This window comes from Halorussus caseinilyticus, assembly GCF_029338395.1.
In the GTDB taxonomy this organism is placed as follows: Archaea; Halobacteriota; Halobacteria; order Halobacteriales; family Haladaptataceae; genus Halorussus; species Halorussus caseinilyticus.
The window spans coordinates 1,935,487-1,952,431 of sequence record NZ_CP119809.1; the positions used below are offsets into that span (position 1 = coordinate 1,935,487).

The window sequence follows — 16,945 nt, forward strand, 5'->3', positions numbered from 1 at the left end:
GACTCACCGACCCCAGTAGGGCGTCGAGAGCGCGCCGTTCGGCCCGGTCCCGGCTCTGCTCGCCGCGAGAATCGAAACGACGAGCAGGCCGACCACCGCGAGCGCCCCGAAACTGCCGAGAGCAACGTCGAGCGCCCCGACGAGTCCGCCGACGGCGACGAACGCGAGCAGTGCGAGCGCGAGCGCCGCGAGGGGTTTCCACCAGTTCACGCCACCACTGTCGGCGGCCCGGAGTAAAACTTTCAAGGTTCGCGCACGCGGAGAGACGAGCATGACCGACATCGCGGTCTTCGCCGACCCGCCGCGGCCCGGACTGGTACTGTCGACACTCGCCGAGTCGTCTCCCCTCTCCGAGGAGGAGGCGGCCGACCTCTACGCCGCGACCCTGAAAGACACCATGCGGGCCGCCGAGCGGAGCGGCGGCGAACTGCTCGTGAACTATCGCGACGAGGAGTCGCTCCCCGACGAGTACGCGGGGACGACCGGCCAGAGCGCCGAGGCCGAAGTCCGCGCGCTCGCCGCCGATGCTCTGGAGGAACCCGACGAGACCCGCTTCGAGGTGCAGGTGGGTTCGACCTTCGCCGCGCGCGCCGGGAACACCGTGACCCACCTCCTCGAACAGGAGGACGCCCAATCGGTCGCGGTGGTGCCCGGCACCGCGCCGATGCTCACCCGGAAGGAAATCGACAGCGCCGCGATGAAACTCCGGCGCAACGAAGTCGTCCTCGGGCCGAGCGGCCGGGGCCGGGTCCACTACGCCGGGTTCACCGAGTCCATCGACTTCGAGGACGCCTACGCCACCCCCGAAGTCGAGACGCTGACGAACCGCGCGGGGGACGCGGGCCACGAAGTCGGCTTCCTGCCCGCGGCGACCCGCATCGAGACCGGCGCGGACCTGCTGTCGCTCGTCCCGGAGTTGAACGCGCGGGCGGCCGCCGGGCGCATCGTCCCGGAACACACCGCGACCCTGCTCCGAGAGTTCGGCCTGCGCGTCGAAGACGGCGAGGACGGGCCGACCCTGACGCGAGCGTAGGCGTCTCTCGCCGGGTATCGTCCGGACGAGACCGACAGTTCTTAGACGCCGGAGTTGGTAGAATCGACCGCGAGGTGGGATGGCAGAGCGGCCTATTGCGCCTGCCTTGAAAGCAGGTGGCGTCATGCCTCTTGGGTTCAAATCCCAATCCCACCGTACTTCTGGCGCGAGCAAGACGGCGAACACCTCGTGTGTTCGCCACTCCGCGAGCGCCTGATTCGGCGAGCGAGTTCCGTAGTTTTTGGTTTGAGAGTGGAAGATTGCGTCGGATAGGTCGCCGATTCGTGAACTGCGGCGAGGAAGCTAGCTACTGCCGACAAAAAGGAGTCACCGCAACCGCACGGCACCGCGACGGCCACGTCCTCCCCAACCGACTCCCTCGTTCCCTTCGGTCACTCAGTCGTCCCTCGGTAGAGCAAGCTCTGCCGGGCCTTCCGTCGCTTCGCTCCGGAGAGACCTCGCGCGGGCGCGGCGCACGAGAGCGCCGGGGGACAACCCGCGTCCCCCGAGCCGTCGGTCGCTCCGCTCCCGACGACGCCGCGCCCGCACGCGCCGGTAACGATTAATAATCGACCGAGAGACCTTCAGACCACGGAGAGCGCCCGGTCCAGCAGGTCGGCGTCGTAGCACTCCCGCGCTTGGGTCTCGCGGGCGTCGTGGACCGCTCGAACCGTCTCGACGGTGTTCTCGAAATTCTTCAGGGTCGCCTCGTCAACCATCTGGCCGTCGATGGATACCGCGCCGGTCCCCTCGTCTTTCGCCTCGTTGAAGGTCTCTATCTTCCGGACCGCCTCGCGGAGTTCCTCGTCGGTCGGGAGGTGGATGCGGTTTGCCTGTTCGGTCTGGTTGGGGTGGAGCGACCAACTGCCGTCGAGTCCGACGCGGGCCTCGCGTTCGACGTACTCGGCGTAGGCCTCGCCGTTGTAGAACGTGACACCCGCCCGCTCGCGGTAGAGTTTGTCGAAGGGACCGCCGATTGCCAGCAGGTCGTTCGCGCTGGCCTCGTTCGACATCGCCTCGTAGAGACCGGGCCACGCCGGACTGCCGCCCACGTCGCGGCCGCCCAACTCGGCGGCGTAGTCCACCGGGCCGAACACGAGCGCCGAGAGCCGCGAGTCCGCGCCGAACTGCGCGATTTCCCGGAGGTCAGACCGAGCGCGAGCAGTCTCCACGATTATCGCAAGCTCGATGTCGTGGCCCGACTCCTGCACTGCGGCCTCCACTGCGGTCTCGGCCGCCCGCACGTCGTCGAGTCGCCCGACCTTCGGGACGACCACGCCGTCGAGGTGGTCGCCGACCGACTCGGCGAGGGTCGCAATCTGGTCGCGGCCGCGTTCGCGGGTCGCCTCGTCGCCGTAGCCCCACTCGACGCGGGGCCAGATTTCGCCCGCGAAGTCGGGCGCGTACTCCGGCAGGAGGTCGCAGACGTTCTCCAGCGCCTCGGCTTTGCAGTCGGGGGCGGTGCCGTCTTCGAGGTCCGGCACCAGCCAATCGGGTGCCTGCCACCCCTCGGCGGTCAGGCCCGACAGGAGGTACTTCGCGCTGTCGTCGCGGGGGACGCCAGCGGGCGCGGTCTGGAACGTTCGGCAGAGTCGTGTGTTCGTCATTGGTTGTGGGGTCTCAGTTTCGCTTCCGAATCAGTGCGGTTCGGGTCCCGGAGTAGACCGGTTCGTCGCGCTGGTTGAACGCGACGTGTTCGAAGGTGACTTCGCCCGCGCCGTCTCGGTCGGTCTCCCGCGCGTCGAGCGCACGTGTGAAACCGTAAATCGTGTCGCCGACGGTCACGAAGTCGTGGAATCGCTCGTCGCCGCAGGCCACCTCGCGGGCCGTGCGCTCGTCCGAGCGCGCGTGCCCGAGAGCGATGGAGCGGGTCACGTCGCCGTAGGCGACGATTTCTCCCGACGGCGAGTCGGCCATCACGTCGCCGTTGTGGTGCTGTTTCGCGGTGTTGAGCGTCGAAAGCGGCAGTTGGGCGACCGTCGTGTCGTCTACCGTCCGGCCGCGTTCGTGGCGGTAGGCGACCGCGGCGTCCCGGCCCTCCGCGCGGTCGAGCGCCTCGCGGAAGTCCTCGAAGTGGCCGCCCTCGGGCGCGAGCAGTTCCTCGGGGAGGTCGGCGTCGGCAGACGCCGAGGACGCCTCGGCGTCTGCCGACTCGCTCTCGGTCGCGGTCCCGCCCTCGCCAGCGCCGTCGGTGGCGAGCGGTTCCCGGCGCGGAATCATGTTCGTCCGGGTGTACGACAGCAGGCGCTCGCCGGTCGCGGCGTCGTAGCCCGTGGTCTCCCACGTCACGATGCCGTAGGCCGGACGGGAACTCGACTCGGCCTTGCTCTCGACGACCGACTCCACGCGGAGTTCGGTGCCCGGTTCGACGCCCGGTCGGTGGTAGCGCAGGTCGTCGCGCCCGAGGAAGTAACCGCCCTTCTCGCTCAGGTCCTCGACGCTCGCGCCCATCACGCACGCCAGCAGGTAGTCGGGGTGGACCGGCACCTCGCCGAATCCGCGCTCTTCGGCGACCGAGGGCCGCCAGTACGCCGGGTCGTAGTTGAGCGTCTGCCCGGCCCAGAGTTCCGACCCGTGCCGCGAGAGTTCGAGACCCGGCGAATGTTCGATGGTCTCGCCCTCGGCGAAGTCCTCGAAGCAGTTGCCCTTCTGCTTGGTTTCCGCGCGATTCAGCGCCGCCGCGAACGTGTCCGAATCCGTCCAATCAGTCATCTGCAATCACCTGCGAGTTCCGTAGGTCGCGGCGCGCGAGCGCCCGCCGCATCTCGTTTTCCACTATCATGTACCCCTCGTCGAAGCCCATGCCGGGTTTCGCCAGCACCTGCGCGGCGTCGGTTGCGAGAGCGACGTGCGCACAGGTCCGGGCGGACTCGGCAGTCTCGTTGCAGGTCCCGCCGAGGTACGCGCGGGTGTCGGTCCCCTCGCAGTACCGGACCGCCTCGCCGCTCCGGTGGACGCCGCCGAGGTCGGGCGTCTTGACCTGCACCACGTCGGCCGCACCCGCGTCCACGAAAGCGCACACGTCCTCGAACGTGTTGCACCACTCGTCGGCCACGATGTCCACGCCGACGCCAGCGTCCGCGAGACCCTCGCGGAGTTCGGTCATGGCGTGAATCTGGTCGCCGCGACCGCCCTCGTCCATCGGTCCCTCGACCTGCACGGGGTAGGGTGCCGCCGCCTCGCGGAGGTCCGCGAAGTAGTCGGCCACCTCCGGTCGGTCGTAGGGCGGGCCGAACACCTCGCCGAGGACGCCGTACACGTCCACGTGGAACCGCGGCGAGTAGCCGCCTTCCTCCGTCTCGCCGCCCGACGGACCGAGTTCCTCGGTCCGTCGGGCGAGCCATTCGAGATACTCGACCAGTCGCTCGCCCTCCTCGCCGACCTTCTCGACGCTGTTGAACAGACCGTGGGGCAGGACGGGAACGCCCTTCAGAAGCATCTTCTCGGCGTTTTCCCACCGGTCGTCGCCGGACTGGCCGAACACCGGAATCGGTTCGTCGGCCGGGTCGGTGCCGAGGGCGTCGGCCAGCACGTCGGTCTCGGTCTCCCGGCGCGCGGTCGCCGCGGCGTCGAGCAGGGCCTGCGAGACGCCGTACCGAATCGCGGTGTGGAGTCGCCGGTCGTCGGTCCCACAGAGGTCCTCCACGAGTTCGGCGTTCTCGCGGAAGTTCTCGGACCGTCTCCCGACCAGCGCGTCGGCGACCGGACCCTCCACGACCGGGACGAACTCCTCGGCACGGAAGAGGGGGTCGCGGCCGCCCGCCCCGGAGTACTGGACGGCGGCGCAGTCGCCGGTCGCCACCGTGCCGTCGCCGAGTTCGAGCAGGACGCTGATGGCTTCGCCCGCCTGTCGAACCCGGTCGAACCCGGGCGTCACCGGGTCGCCGCGGTAGCCCGCGCCGTCGCGCTCCGCGCCCCGCTTGATTGCTCGCTGGTCGTCGAAGAAGAACCCCGAGACGCCCGCCACCGCCCGGACGGACTCGATGGTGGTCGCGCCGTCCGCAGTCCGAATCGGACTCACGCGCCCTCACCTCCCGGTCGGCCGATGAGTCGCCCTTCGCTTATCGCGTCCACGTCGTCGGCGACCATCTGGAAGGACCGGTCGCGGTTCTCCGCGCGCGCCCGTCGGTCGAGTCGGTCGATGTGAACGTCCTTGAGGTCCGGGTCGAGTGCGAGGTTTCCGAACTGGAGGATGCGGACCCGGCCGTCGTCGTCGCGGGCCGGGAGGACCGCGCTCTCGGCGCTCTCGCTCGGCGCGAACGGAACGTCGAGTTTGCCCGTCTCGAACGCCGCGAGGACGCCCTGCGCCACGTCCTCGTCGCCGAGTTCGAGGATGGTGTCCATCAGCGACCGGGTGGACTTCTCGATGAACTCCCGTTCTCGGCCGACGCCATCGAGTTCGATGTCCTGCTCGCGCATCATATCGATGAGCTGTCTGGTTGTGCGCAGGCCCGCGGCGTTGGCCTCCTTGGTCGGGACGCCGCCGAACTCCTGTGGCGACTTGGTGATAACTTTGTCCGGTTCCGCGATGGCGGCGGTGGCCGCGCCGAGGGCGATGACGCCGTTGGCGCGGGCCTCGTCCGGCGGGAACCCGCCCATCCACTCGTGGAAGACGGTGGTGACTGTCACCTCGTTCGGGAGGTACTCCTCGCCGAGTTCGCGGAGCGCACGGAGCGCCGCGATGTCTTGGACGAGGTTGCCGACCTGCCCGTATCCGAGCGTGATGCTCCGGACGCCCTGCGTGGCGGCCAGCATCCCCTCGACCAGTCCGACCGCGATGGCGATGGACGGCGGGACGAGTGTCCCGGTGAGGGGACCGAACGGTTCCCGGTTGATGGTGATACCGCGCTCGGTGTAGGCACCGGCGAGGCGGTCCACGTACTGCCAGTGTTCGATGGTTTCGGCGAGGTCGTGTTCCTTCGTGTAGGGGATGTTGTACGAGATGGGACCGCCCTCGAAGCTCTGGAACCCGCCAGCGAAGGTGACGGCCGCGAGCAGTCGGGCGTCGGGCGTCCCGTGGCGGACCTCGATGGGCGCGTCCACCGCCTCGATTAGTTCGCGGCACCCCTCGACGCCGTGGTTGACGGCCGGGAAGCCGTTGAGGGTGTCCTCGCCGCTCTCGCGGGCCTCTTCGAGACCCTGCTGGGCCTTCCCGTACTCGTTGTCCCGCGTGTAGGAGTCGATGGTCGTCGGGAGCAGGTCGGCTCGGCCCGCCTCTTCGAGGTGGTCCAAGAGCGCGATTTGGTCGTCGAGTCTCGGGACGCCAGCGCGGGGTTGGAGGAGCGGCCGGTCGGCGGATTCGAGGACGTGGGCGAACTGCTTGCCCGCCGGGAGCGAGTCGTGGTAGGCGACCGCTTTCTCGAAGTCTACGTCTTCGACCGACCAGTCGTCGCGTATTCGTTCGTCGATTCGTGAGAGTTCCTCTCCGGATAGTCTTGTGTCGCGTAACATGCTGAAAAAGGGGCGGCTCAGGTCGTCAGCCTCGCTCGCTCGGCTTCGGATTCGGCGATGTTCATGTCCGCCTTGAGCGCGGCGATGGCCTCCGTCGGCTTGGTCTCGGAGTCGAACACCCGGTCGAAGCCCATCTCGCGGAAGCGGTCTCTGGTCCGGTCGAAGTCGTCCTGACCCACCGCGAGGTTGCCGCCGATGTAGGTGATGGGGTCGAGACCGGCGTCTTCGATGGCCTCGTGGAACCCGCGGCAGTCCTGCTCGGCGTGACCGTACAGCGAGGAGACGAGTACCGCGTCACCCTCGTGTGCCTGTGCCGCGCTGATGAACTCCTGCTGACTGGACTGGACGCCGAGGTTGACGACCTCGAAGCCAGCAGTCGAGAGGGCCTGTTCGAGTATCGTGATTCCGACGGCGTGTGCGTCGGACCCGATAACGCCGAGGATGACTGTGGCAGACATCGCATCCAAGAAAACCAATGAACAATACTTAAAGATAATCATTGTTCATGATTAAATCCCTTTAAGGTCATTTGAGGGTGTATGTGTCCCTTCGACACAAACCACATGATTTATTGAGAAGGTTTTTGGTCCGGGTGGTCCACCGTCGCAACGATGCAAGCGCTGGACGACGTGCGCGTGTTAGACCTCACGCAGGTTCTCGCGGGACCGTACTGCACCATGCTCCTCTCGGACCTCGGGGCCGACGTAGTGAAGATAGAGCGCCCCGGCGGGGACCTCATCCGGCCGAACCCCCCGTTCGTCGGCGACGACGACGCCTACGGCGGCTACTTCCAGAGCGTCAACCGCGGCAAGCGGAGTCTGGAGATGGACCTGACCGGCGAGGACCGCGAGGACTTTCTGGCGCTGGTCGAGGACGCCGACGTGGTTGTCGAGAACTTCCGGGCCGGGACGATGGAGAAGTTCGGACTGGAGTACGAGACCCTGCGCGAGCGCAACCCGGAACTCGTCTACGCCTCCATCCGCGGGTTCGGCGACCCTCGCACGGGCGAGACCGACCGGCAGGGCCAACCCTCGTTCGACCTCATCGCCCAAGCACTCGGCGGCGTGATGGAGATTACCGGACAGGAGGACGGCCCGCCGACCAAGGTGGGACCGGGCATCGGCGACCTGTTCACCGCGACGCTGAACGCGGTCGGGATTCTGGCGGCGCTCCACCACCGCGACCGGACCGGCGAGGGCCAGTACGTCGATACCGCGATGTACGACGCCATGATTTCGATGTGCGAGCGCACCGTCTACCAGCACTCCTACACCGGCGACGTGCCCACGCGCCGGGGCAACGCCCACCCGACGCTGTTCCCGTACAACGCGTTCGAGGCGGCGGACGGCCACGTCGTGATAGCCGCGTTCGGCGACAACCACTGGCGGGCGCTCTGCGAGGCGATGGACCGGCCGGACCTCGCGGCGGAGTACCCGACGACGGCGGACCGACTCGAACACCGCGAACCCCTCCGGTCGGAAATCGCCGACTGGACCGCGACCCTCACCGCCGCCGAAATCCGTGACGCCCTCGAAGGGTCGGTCCCCTGCGCGCCGGTCCAAGACGCGGCCGACGTGTTCGAGGACCCCCACGTCCACGCTCGGGAGATGCTGGTGGACGTGGAACAACCGGGCGCGGACGAGGACGTGACCATCGCCGGGTCCCCCATCAAACTCAGCGAGACCCCGCCAAAACCGGGCGAGCGCGCGCCCCTGCTGGACGAACACCGCGAGGAACTGCTCGGAGACGGCGCGAGTCGCGCCCCGCGCGACGAGCGCGAGACGGCGGACGCCGACGACTGACCGGGAGACGGCCGACGCTCGGTGAACCGGACCACCGGAACGCGCTCGGCCGACCGACCGCCAGCAGAAGCTTCTCTGACCGGACCACAGGGGGGATGAAGGGGCCGTCCGGTCGCGTTTACGTGGTCGTCTGGCCGGGCCAGTATTCGGCGCGGGCTGTGCGGAGAGCGCCGAATATCCCGGCCAGCGACCGCGACCGGACGGGGGCTTCGAGAGGACGACACCGATTCTGCGATTCGCGGTCGCGGTCACGCCGAGACGAAGCGAGCGGGCGGGGGCTTTCTACGCCCTCGGAGAAATTTATACATTGCTTAAAACAATATCTGGTTGGCTAAAGAAATTGTATGCCGATACCACCGCCCCGAATCCCCGGAACGCTCGGGCGAACGGTAAACTCTTTTTACGGGCCGTCCCACGTTCCGGACATGGACTGGCCGCACGACCCCGACGGCGAGGAAGGGAGCGAAGGCGGACGCAAGTACGGCATGGCGATTCTCGCCAAGAAACTCGACGAGGACGAGGACTTCCCGCTGAACAAGCGGGAGTTCGCCGAGGAACACGCCGACGAACCGATTCGCATCAACCACAAGCGCGTCGTCAGCGTCGGCGACATCTTCGAACACGTCGAGGGCGAGGAGTTCGAGACCATCGTGGACTTCCACAAGGCCGTGGGCGCGGGGATGCGCCGCGGCGGGTTCTGGGACTACCACCCGCAGGGCGAGAACCCCGAGAAGAAGAGCGCCTGAGTCCGTTTCTTATTCTGCGCTGTCGTCTTCCCACCGCCGGTCGTCGTCGTCGCGTTCCACGGCGTCTCGGTCGGTGTCGCCCAACTCCGGGCCGTCCGGGGCCGCGTCGGCGGTGGCGGGACCGGTGACGGCGAGGCGTTCGCGCTCCTCGCGTTCGACGCCCTCGTCGCTCAGTGTCCACGCCGACCCCGAGTCGGTGTAGGTCTCCGCGCGGACTTTCTCCTCCAGCAGGTTGACCGCGACGGCGTTCGCGCCCTCGGGGATGATGAGGTCCGCGCGCTTCTTGGTGGGCGCGACGAACTGCTCGTGCATCGGTTTGACCGTCGAGAGGTACTGGTCGATGACGCCCTCCAAGTCCCGGCCGCGGTCCACCACGTCGCGTTCGATGCGCCGGAGGATGCGCACGTCGGCGTCCGTCTCCACGAAGACGCGGATGTCCAGCATCTCGTTCACGTCCTCGTCGTAGAGCGCGAAGATGCCCTCCAGCACGATTACGTCGGTGGGTTCGACCGTGACGGTCTCGTCTTTCCGGTTGTGGATGGAGAAGTCGTACTGGGGCATCTCGATGGTCTGGCCCGAGAGTAGGGCGTCCATGTGGTCCCGGAGCAGGTCCCACTCGAACGCCGAGGGGTGGTCGTAGTTGACCTCCTCGCGTTCCTCGAAGTCCATGTGGCTCAGGTCCTCGTAGTAGTTGTCCATCGGGATGCGCGTCACGGCGTCCTCGACTTCCTCGGTGATTTCGCGGGCGACCGTCGTCTTTCCGGCCCCGGTCCCCCCCGCGATACCCACGACGAACGACGGGATGGTCATTGGTGTGGTGCAGGGCGGACTGGGGTTTGAATCTCCCGGATTCCGATTCTTTCCGTTTCTGCTAGGAGCGTCTCCGGTGTTCGGACGAGTCGAGTGAGGACACGAGGTAGACTGCGCTCCGTGACGTTATTCATCCCGGCGCGTGCGGGCGCGGCGCGCGCAGAACTGCGCGCGCCGCGTCCAACCGCGCGAGGCCTGCGGGCGCGGTGCCGTGCGGTCGCCGGGCAGTGCCGTGCTATGCGGGGCGGTTGCGGTCTGATTTGCTCGGGCCTGAAGCTAGCTTGGTCGCTGTGGTAAACGAGATACCTAACTCAACTGCTCAAACTGGTATACCGTAAGCAGTCGCTCGCGGAAGATAATTGCACGGAAAAAGCGCGTTCACCCGCCTCGCGGCGGCCTGAAAGCGTATTTAAAGGCGCGTAAGATTCGTCGCGCGCGGGCCCTTGGGGGCTTGGTCGATGTCGAACTCTACGTCAGTTCCCTCTTCGAGGTCCGGGCCGCCGATGTCTTCCATGTGGAAGAATACGTCGTCGTCCGCGTCGTCCGTCGAGATGAAACCGTAGCCGCCAGTGTCGTTGAAGAAATCAACGTTTCCTTCTGCCATTGCAATTAGACAGATGTGGGTTATACGGATAAGTCTTGGGTAATTCGTTTCGCAGATTAGTGAATATTTGGACGGATATATCCGTAACGTAGGTTCTGATGGTCAGATGCGACTGATTGGTCACGTCTAGCGGCTATCGCGCTCGATTCCGCGCCTTCGTCGCCGATTCTGTCGGTTTCGGTAATTGTCGTCCGGGGTGGCCCGACGCCGATACCCGTCACTCGCCGGTCGTCGCGGCGAAAAAGAAGCTTCCTCGACCGTCGCGTCGGCGCTACTTGACCTTCGTGCCCGGAACGCTGTCGCCGTGGGTCGTCAGGAGGTCGGCGTCTTCGCCCGCCGCCAGCACCATGCCGTTGGACTCGACGCCGAAGAGTTCGGCCTGTTCGAGGTTCGCCACGACGACGACTTTCGTGCCCGGCAGTTCGTCGAGGTCGTGGAGTTGCTTGATGCCCGCGACGATTTGGCGGGTCTCGACGCCGATGTCCACTTCGAGGCGCGCGAGGTCGTCGGCCCCTTCGATGGGTTCGGCGACTTCGATTTCGCCGACTCGGATGTCGAGGTCTTGGAATTCTTCGAAGCTGATGCGGTCGTCGTTGACGGGTTGGATGTCTGACTCGCTCACGGTTTCGTCCTCGCTCTCGTCCGCTTCGTCGTCGTCTTCCGTAGCCGCTTCGATTCGCTCCTGTAGCTTCTCGTTGAGTTGCTCGACGCGTTCGTCCTCGATTTTCTCGAAGAGTTCGTCGGGTTCGCCGAACTCGCCGGGCGGCGATTCGAGGCAGGCGTCGAGGTCCGCGTCGTGGACCGTGCCGTCCTCGCCCAACTGCTCCCAGAGCGTCTGTGCCTTGCCGGGCAGGATGGGGGCCGAGAGGACCGCGACGGCCTTCGCTATCTGCACGCAGTCGTAGATGACCTGCGCGGCGCGGTCGGGGTCGTCGCCGGTCAGGTTCCACGGTTCGTTGCGCTGGATGTACTCGTTGCCGAACCCGGCGAGCGAGAGGGCGGCGTCTCCGGCCTTCTTGAGCGAGTAGTCGTTGACCGCGGTCTCGAAGTCGGCGACGGCCTCCTCGATGCGCTCTTCGACTTCCTCGGAGGTGTCGGCGTCGGGCGCACCGTCGTAGTTCCGGGCCGCGAACAGCAGACTCCGGTAGGCGAAGTTGCCGAGCGTGCCCACCAACTCGCCGTTGACGCGCTCTTGGAACTTCTCCCACGAGAAGTCCACGTCGTGCTGGAAACCGCCGGTCGTGGTGAGGTAGTAGCGCACGAGGTCCGGGTGGAAGCCCTCGTCGAGGTAGTCGTCGGCCCAGACCGCCCGGTTGCGACTGGTCGAGAACGCTTGACCGTCGAGGTTGACGAACCCGCTGGCCATGACCGCGCGCGGTTCGTTGTAGCCCGCGCCCCGGAGCATCGAGGGCCAGAAGACGGTGTGGTGCTGGATGATGTCCCGGCCGATGACGTGGACGATTTCGCCGGTGTCGTCGGCGTCCCAGTCGGGGTCGCTCTCGCTGGCCGCGGGCGCGCCGTCTTTCCACACTGCTTCCCAGTCGTAGGTGTCGGTACCGACGCGCTCGGTGTACTGCTTCGTGGAAGCGACGTACTCGATGGGGGCGTCTACCCAGACGTAGAGAACGAGGTCCTCTTTGGTCTCTCCGTCCTCGCCAGCGGGGTAGTCGATGCCCCAGTCCATGTCGCGGGTGATACAGAGGTCCTGCAGTTCGCCCTCTATCCACTCTCTGGGCTGGTTGCGGGCGTTCGCGGTGCCCTCGAGTCGGTCGATGAACTCCCCGAGGTACTCCTGAAAGTCCGAGAGTCGCAGGAACTCGTGTTCGCGGGTGCGGTACTCCGCGGGGTTGCCGGTGAGCGTCGAGTGGGGGTCTTCGATTTCGCCGGGTTCGAGGTGGCGCTGACACCCCTCGTCGCACTCGTCGCCGCGGGCCTTCTCGCCGCAGTAGGGACAGGTGCCCTCGACGTAGCGGTCGGGGAGCGGTTGGTCGGTCTCGGGGTCCCACGCGACCTGAATCTCCTTCTCGAAGACGTGGCCCTCGTCTATCCACGACCGGACGAACTCTTGGGTGAGTTCGGTGTTGGTCTCGTCGTGGGTGTGACCGTAGTTGTCGAACTCGACGTTGAACTTCGGGAAGGTCGCGGCGTACTTCTCGTGGTGGCGCGTGGCGAACTCCTCGGGGGAGACGCCCTCCTTCGCGGCGTTGACCGCGACGGGGGTCCCGTGCATGTCGGACCCGGAGACGAACGCGGTCTGCTGGCCTAATTTCTCCAGCGCGCGGGCGTAGGCGTCGCCGCTGACGTACGTCCGGAGGTGGCCGATGTGCAGGTCGCCGTTGGCGTAGGGCAGTCCGCACGTCACCACCGCGGGATTCTCCGTGGGGAAGTCGTCGTGGCTCATACTATGCAGTCCTCCTTCGCGGGTGTAAAACCCGCCGATTTCCGTGTTCGAGCATCGTATCGGGTCGTCAGTGTTCGGTGGGTCGCAGTTGCGACTGGTCGGCGATTCGGGCGGGTGGTCGGGTTTCGCCACCGCGAGAAACCGTCCGCGCCACGGTCCGGCGGGTCCTCCCGACGCTACGCGCGACTGCGCATACGCATAGCGCGGGCGGACGCCGTGAGGTGGACCGCGGCCGACATACCCGTCGGTGGGGGCCGCGAGCAGTTAAACGTGCCGACGGGTTGGGAGAGCGTCACCGGCCAGTTACGCCCCGGCCGACCAAACCACTGGCAGACGCTCGGCCCGACAACCACCAGCGAACGCTCGGCCGACCGGACCCCCGTGTGGGTGGATGAAAGGGGCCGCCCGCTCGCGGGTCGCAGACCCGTGGTCGTCTCAGCGACCCCTATCCGAGCGAACGCAGTGAGCGAGGATATGTCGCTGAGCGACCGCGAGCGGGCGGGGGCTTTCTGGGTGTTCGTCGTTGCGGTTTCTGCGGTTGCTGTACCGATTCTATTTCGTAGCGAACGGGACTTTCGAGGACCTCTCCCCGGCGACTCTCGCAGGTGGCGTATCGCTACGAACGGAGGCCCCGAGAACGAACCCGCCCTCCAATTCTGGAAACGCTACCAGAATTAGGACGACTTATTAACCATCGAACCGAAACCCCTGTCAACAGTGACGAACGCGCAGGTCACCCTGATTCAGATTGACAACTACGGACCGTGGACCGTAACGCCCGAACCGCGTCGGGAAGTAGACCTCCAGACCCTCCAATCGCGGTTGTACGCCGACCTCTCGCAACTGGTCGGCAACCGCGAGGGGTACGTCTTCTTCACCCGGTTCGACAACATGATTGCGGTGACGAACGGGATGGACGAGACCGACCACGCCCTCGTTCAGGAGTCGGTCGGCAACCGCTATCCCGTCACCGTCAGTTTCGGCGTGGGCGTGGACCCGAGTCCCGTCGAAGCACTCTCGGCGGCGACCGACCACATCCAAGACGCCGGGAGCGCCCAAGAAGCCGACAGAACCGAGATTCTGCGGGGTAGGACGTTAGACCCCGACGAACGGGCGGACGACGACGTGCAAATCGCCCACTTCGACGTGAACGACGCCACCGGGAAGTACACCGACCGGATGAACGCCTTCGACTCGTTCATCCACATCGAACAGGGCTACGCCGAACTCATGCAGTACATGCGCCGCGCCCACGACGCCCTCTCGTTCTTCGTCGGCGGGGACAACATCATCGCGGTGTGTCCCGACTTGGACGCGGCGGCCTACGAGGACGCCATCGAACACGTTCGGGACACCGTGGAAGTCGAGTTGAAGGTCGGCGTCGGACAGGCCGCGAACCCCCAGACTGCGGGGATGGCGGCCAAGCACGCACTCGAAGAGTGCCGCGACGACGGCGACCGGGTTGTCATCGACTGAGGACGTTCGCCGACTCCGTTTCCCCGAGTCCGTCGGTGGTCGCGTCCTCGAACACGTTTTTTAATTTCTTTAGGCAGATATAGATTGCTTTTAGACTTGTACGGATTTGCTAGAGCAGTATAGTCACACTCGCCCCATCCGACTCCCTCACTCGCTTCGCTCGTTCGGTCGTCCACCGGCGGAAGCGAGTGCCGACGCACCTGCGCGAATGACCGTTCGCCCAGACACCTCCAAAGGCACGCGCTGAGGCCCCTTCCGTCGCTTCGCTCCCGACTGCTCGTCAGAGCGACGCTCTGCCGGAGAGCAACGTTCCGTTCGAGCGAAAGCTTGGCCGGTGGCGAGCGGACACTTTCTGAGTGTACTTTTCCGGTCGCCTCGGTGACAACCTACGCCGTTTCCAAGCGAGTGGGCGGGGGCTTTCGAGAAGGGGAGACGCTGGCACCGTCGTCCGCTTTCCGACTTCGAAACTAGTCATCTCGCCGACCACCTATGTTCCGCCACACCGAGTTTTATACCCCCGTATCGCAACCCTTCTCCCATGAGAGTCGCCGTACTCGCACACGAGAAGTTCCCCGACCGCGCCAAGACCGCCGTCGGGTTGTTGCGCTACTCCGACTACGAGGTCGAGGCGGTCCTCGACCGGGACAACGCCGGGAAACGGGTCTCGGACTTCGTGGCCGACGTGCAGGACGCCCCAATCGTCGCCGAGATGTCCGACGCGCCCGAGGTGGACGCCCTCATCGTCGGCATCGCGCCCATCGGGGGCGGGTTCGACGAGTCGTGGCGCTCGGACGTGACCACCGCGTTGGAGCGGGGATGCGACCTGATTTCGGGTCTCCACTACTTCCTCGCGGAGGACGACGAGTTCGCCGAACTCGCCGCCGAGAACGACTGCGACGTGTGGGACGTTCGCAAACCTTCCGAAGACCTGACCGTCGCGCAGGGGGTCGCCGACGAGGTTGACGCCGAAGTCGTGCTGACGGTCGGCACCGACTGCTCGGTCGGGAAGATGACCGCCACGCTCGAACTTCTCGAAGCGGCCCGCGAACGCGGCGTTGACGCCGGGTTTATCCCGACCGGCCAGACCGGAATCATGATTGAGGGGTGGGGAAACCCCATCGACCGCGTGGTCAGCGACTTCACCGCCGGGGCGGTCGAGGAGATGATTCTGGAACGCGGCGACGACTACGACTACCTCTTCGTGGAAGGACAGGGAAGCATCGTCCACCCGGCCTACTCCGCGGTCACCTGTGGCATCCTCCACGGGTCGATGGCCGACAAACTCGTCCTCTGCCACGAGGCGGGCCGCGAGGCGGTCCACGGCTACGAGGAGTTCGACCTGCCGCCGATAGCCGACTACGTGGACCTCTACGAGGACCTCGCCCGACCGGTCCACGAGACCGAAGTCGTCGCCGGGGCGCTCAACACCAGAGAAGTCGCCGACGACGACGCGGCCAGAGACGCCGTGGCGACCTTCGGCGACGAACTCGACGCGCCCGTGACCGACCCCGTTCGCTTCGGCGGTCCCGACTCCGAGAGCCTTGAGGCGGTGCTGGAGGCGATTCTGTGAGCCTCGAAACCCACTTCGAGCGCGTCACGCTCCCGCTGGAAAACGCCTTCACCATCTCGCGCGGGACCCAAGAGACCGCCGAGAACGTCGTCGTCCGAGTCGAGGACGACGACGGGACCGCGGGCGTCGGCGCGGCCGCTCCCTCCGAACACTACGGCGAGACCGCCGCCACCGTGGAAGCCGTCCTCCCCGACCTCCTCGAAGTCGTCGAGGAAGTCGGCGACCCCCACCAACTCGACCGCATCGAGCGCCGAATGCGCGAGACGGTCGCGCGCAACCCGGCCGCGAGGTGCGCGGTCAGCATCGCGCTCCACGACTTGGTGGCCAAGCGCGCGGACCTGCCGCTGTACCGCTACTGGGGACTCGACCCCGACGAGACGGTCCCGACCTCCTACACCATCGGCATCGACTCCACCGAGAAGATGGCCGAGAAGACCGAGACCGCGGTCGAACGCGGCTACTCCGTCCTGAAGGTGAAGGTCGGCACCGACCGCGACGAGGAAATCGTCTCGACGGTCCGCGACCACGCGCCCGACGCGACCATCCGCGTGGACGCGAACGAGGCGTGGTCGCCGCGCGAAGCGGTCCGGAAGATAGACCGCCTCGCGGACTACGACCTCGAGTTCGTGGAGCAACCCGTCGCGGCCGCGAATCCCGAGGGAATGCGGTTCGTCCGGGAGCGCGCGGCGCTCCCCATCGCGGCCGACGAGTCGTGCGTCACCCTGCCCGACATCCCTCGAATCGCCGACAAAGCCGACATCGCCAACCTGAAACTCATGAAGTGCGGCGGTCTCCGGGAGGCCAAGCGGATGATTCACGCCGCGCGCGCCCACGGACTCGAAGTCATGCTCGGGTGCATGATAGAGTCCAACGCCGCTATCGCGGCGGCGGCCCACCTCGCGCCACTGCTTGACTACGCCGACCTCGACGGGTCGCTGTTGCTCGCCGAAGACGAGTACGCGGGCGTCCCGATGCCCGAGGGAGAAATCGACCTCGCCGGGATGGAGCGACCGGGGACCGGCGCGCGCCGGGAGTGAAGCAGACAACGACCC

The 16,945-nt window shown here is 66.5% G+C and carries 15 protein-coding genes and 1 tRNA gene; 7 read left to right on the top strand and 9 right to left on the bottom strand.

The annotated features are described in order from the left end of the window. Nucleotides 1-3: 3 nt before the first annotated feature. Nucleotides 4-210, bottom strand: coding sequence for a hypothetical protein (locus P2T60_RS09695; RefSeq protein ID WP_276279043.1), 207 nt, complete (start codon nucleotides 208-210; stop codon nucleotides 4-6). Between the two features lie 61 nt (nucleotides 211-271). Between P2T60_RS09695 and P2T60_RS09700 the strand changes: the two genes are divergently transcribed. Next, on the top strand, nucleotides 272-1,033 hold the full coding sequence (locus tag P2T60_RS09700) for a TIGR04282 family arsenosugar biosynthesis glycosyltransferase (RefSeq protein ID WP_276279044.1): 762 nt from the start codon (nucleotides 272-274) through the stop codon (nucleotides 1,031-1,033). A gap of 73 nt (nucleotides 1,034-1,106) precedes the next feature. Then, nucleotides 1,107-1,189: transfer RNA gene (locus P2T60_RS09705), tRNA-Ser, on the top strand. Between the two features lie 428 nt (nucleotides 1,190-1,617). Here P2T60_RS09705 and citE read toward each other — a convergent pair. Genes citE through glmS form a run of 5 tightly spaced genes read right to left on the bottom strand, consistent with a single transcriptional unit; the run spans nucleotide 1,618 to nucleotide 6,942 of the window. Then, on the bottom strand, nucleotides 1,618-2,640 hold the full coding sequence (gene citE / locus P2T60_RS09710) for an L-malyl-CoA/beta-methylmalyl-CoA lyase (RefSeq protein ID WP_276279045.1): 1,023 nt from the start codon (nucleotides 2,638-2,640) through the stop codon (nucleotides 1,618-1,620). A 13-nt stretch (nucleotides 2,641-2,653) separates the two neighbouring features. Further along, nucleotides 2,654-3,745 carry a 2-methylfumaryl-CoA hydratase gene (gene mch, locus P2T60_RS09715; RefSeq protein WP_276279046.1) on the bottom strand — a complete coding sequence of 364 codons (1,092 nt, stop codon included), beginning with the start codon at nucleotides 3,743-3,745 and terminating at the stop codon, nucleotides 2,654-2,656. Beyond that, the gene (locus P2T60_RS09720) at nucleotides 3,738-5,054 is read right to left on the bottom strand and encodes a methylaspartate ammonia-lyase (protein ID WP_276279047.1); all 1,317 of its coding nucleotides are present in this window, start codon (nucleotides 5,052-5,054) and stop codon (nucleotides 3,738-3,740) included. The genes mch and P2T60_RS09720 overlap by 8 nt, the downstream gene beginning before the upstream one ends. Continuing rightward, on the bottom strand, nucleotides 5,051-6,484 hold the full coding sequence (locus P2T60_RS09725; protein ID WP_276279048.1) for a methylaspartate mutase subunit E: 1,434 nt from the start codon (nucleotides 6,482-6,484) through the stop codon (nucleotides 5,051-5,053). Before P2T60_RS09725 ends, P2T60_RS09720 begins: the two co-directional genes overlap by 4 nt. Nucleotides 6,485-6,501: 17 nt before the next feature. Beyond that, the gene (glmS, locus tag P2T60_RS09730) at nucleotides 6,502-6,942 is read right to left on the bottom strand and encodes a methylaspartate mutase subunit S (protein WP_276279049.1); all 441 of its coding nucleotides are present in this window, start codon (nucleotides 6,940-6,942) and stop codon (nucleotides 6,502-6,504) included. A 153-nt stretch (nucleotides 6,943-7,095) separates the two neighbouring features. Between glmS and mct the strand changes: the two genes are divergently transcribed. Continuing rightward, the gene (mct, locus tag P2T60_RS09735) at nucleotides 7,096-8,286 is read left to right on the top strand and encodes a succinyl-CoA:mesaconate CoA-transferase (protein WP_276279050.1); all 1,191 of its coding nucleotides are present in this window, start codon (nucleotides 7,096-7,098) and stop codon (nucleotides 8,284-8,286) included. A gap of 425 nt (nucleotides 8,287-8,711) precedes the next feature. Continuing rightward, nucleotides 8,712-9,032, top strand: coding sequence for a DUF5785 family protein (locus P2T60_RS09740; RefSeq protein ID WP_276279051.1), 321 nt, complete (start codon nucleotides 8,712-8,714; stop codon nucleotides 9,030-9,032). A 9-nt stretch (nucleotides 9,033-9,041) separates the two neighbouring features. On the opposite strand, the gene udk is transcribed toward P2T60_RS09740, so the two are convergent. The 3 genes from udk to metG all read right to left on the bottom strand — a co-directional run bounded on the left by udk (nucleotide 9,042) and on the right by metG (nucleotide 12,847). Further along, nucleotides 9,042-9,842, bottom strand: coding sequence for a uridine kinase (gene udk / locus P2T60_RS09745; protein ID WP_276279052.1), 801 nt, complete (start codon nucleotides 9,840-9,842; stop codon nucleotides 9,042-9,044). A 409-nt stretch (nucleotides 9,843-10,251) separates the two neighbouring features. Continuing rightward, nucleotides 10,252-10,446, bottom strand: a complete 195-nt coding sequence (locus P2T60_RS09750) for a cold-shock protein (RefSeq protein ID WP_276279053.1) — start codon at nucleotides 10,444-10,446, stop codon at nucleotides 10,252-10,254. Between the two features lie 271 nt (nucleotides 10,447-10,717). Next, a complete protein-coding gene (metG, locus tag P2T60_RS09755; RefSeq protein ID WP_276279054.1) occupies nucleotides 10,718-12,847 on the bottom strand; it encodes a methionine--tRNA ligase in 2,130 nt (709 codons plus the stop codon). Between the two features lie 717 nt (nucleotides 12,848-13,564). Between metG and P2T60_RS09760 the strand changes: the two genes are divergently transcribed. From P2T60_RS09760 to P2T60_RS09770, 3 genes are all read left to right on the top strand, one after another. Further along, nucleotides 13,565-14,323 (top strand): GTP cyclohydrolase III, encoded by a 759-nt coding sequence (locus P2T60_RS09760; protein WP_276279055.1) that lies wholly within the window; start codon nucleotides 13,565-13,567, stop codon nucleotides 14,321-14,323. Between the two features lie 538 nt (nucleotides 14,324-14,861). Further along, a complete protein-coding gene (locus tag P2T60_RS09765) occupies nucleotides 14,862-15,893 on the top strand; it encodes an N-acetyltransferase DgcN family protein (protein ID WP_276279056.1) in 1,032 nt (343 codons plus the stop codon). Beyond that, nucleotides 15,890-16,930: a dipeptide epimerase gene (locus tag P2T60_RS09770; RefSeq protein WP_276279057.1), complete on the top strand. Its 1,041-nt coding sequence runs from the start codon at nucleotides 15,890-15,892 to the stop codon at nucleotides 16,928-16,930. Before P2T60_RS09765 ends, P2T60_RS09770 begins: the two co-directional genes overlap by 4 nt. Nucleotides 16,931-16,945 lie beyond the last annotated feature (15 nt).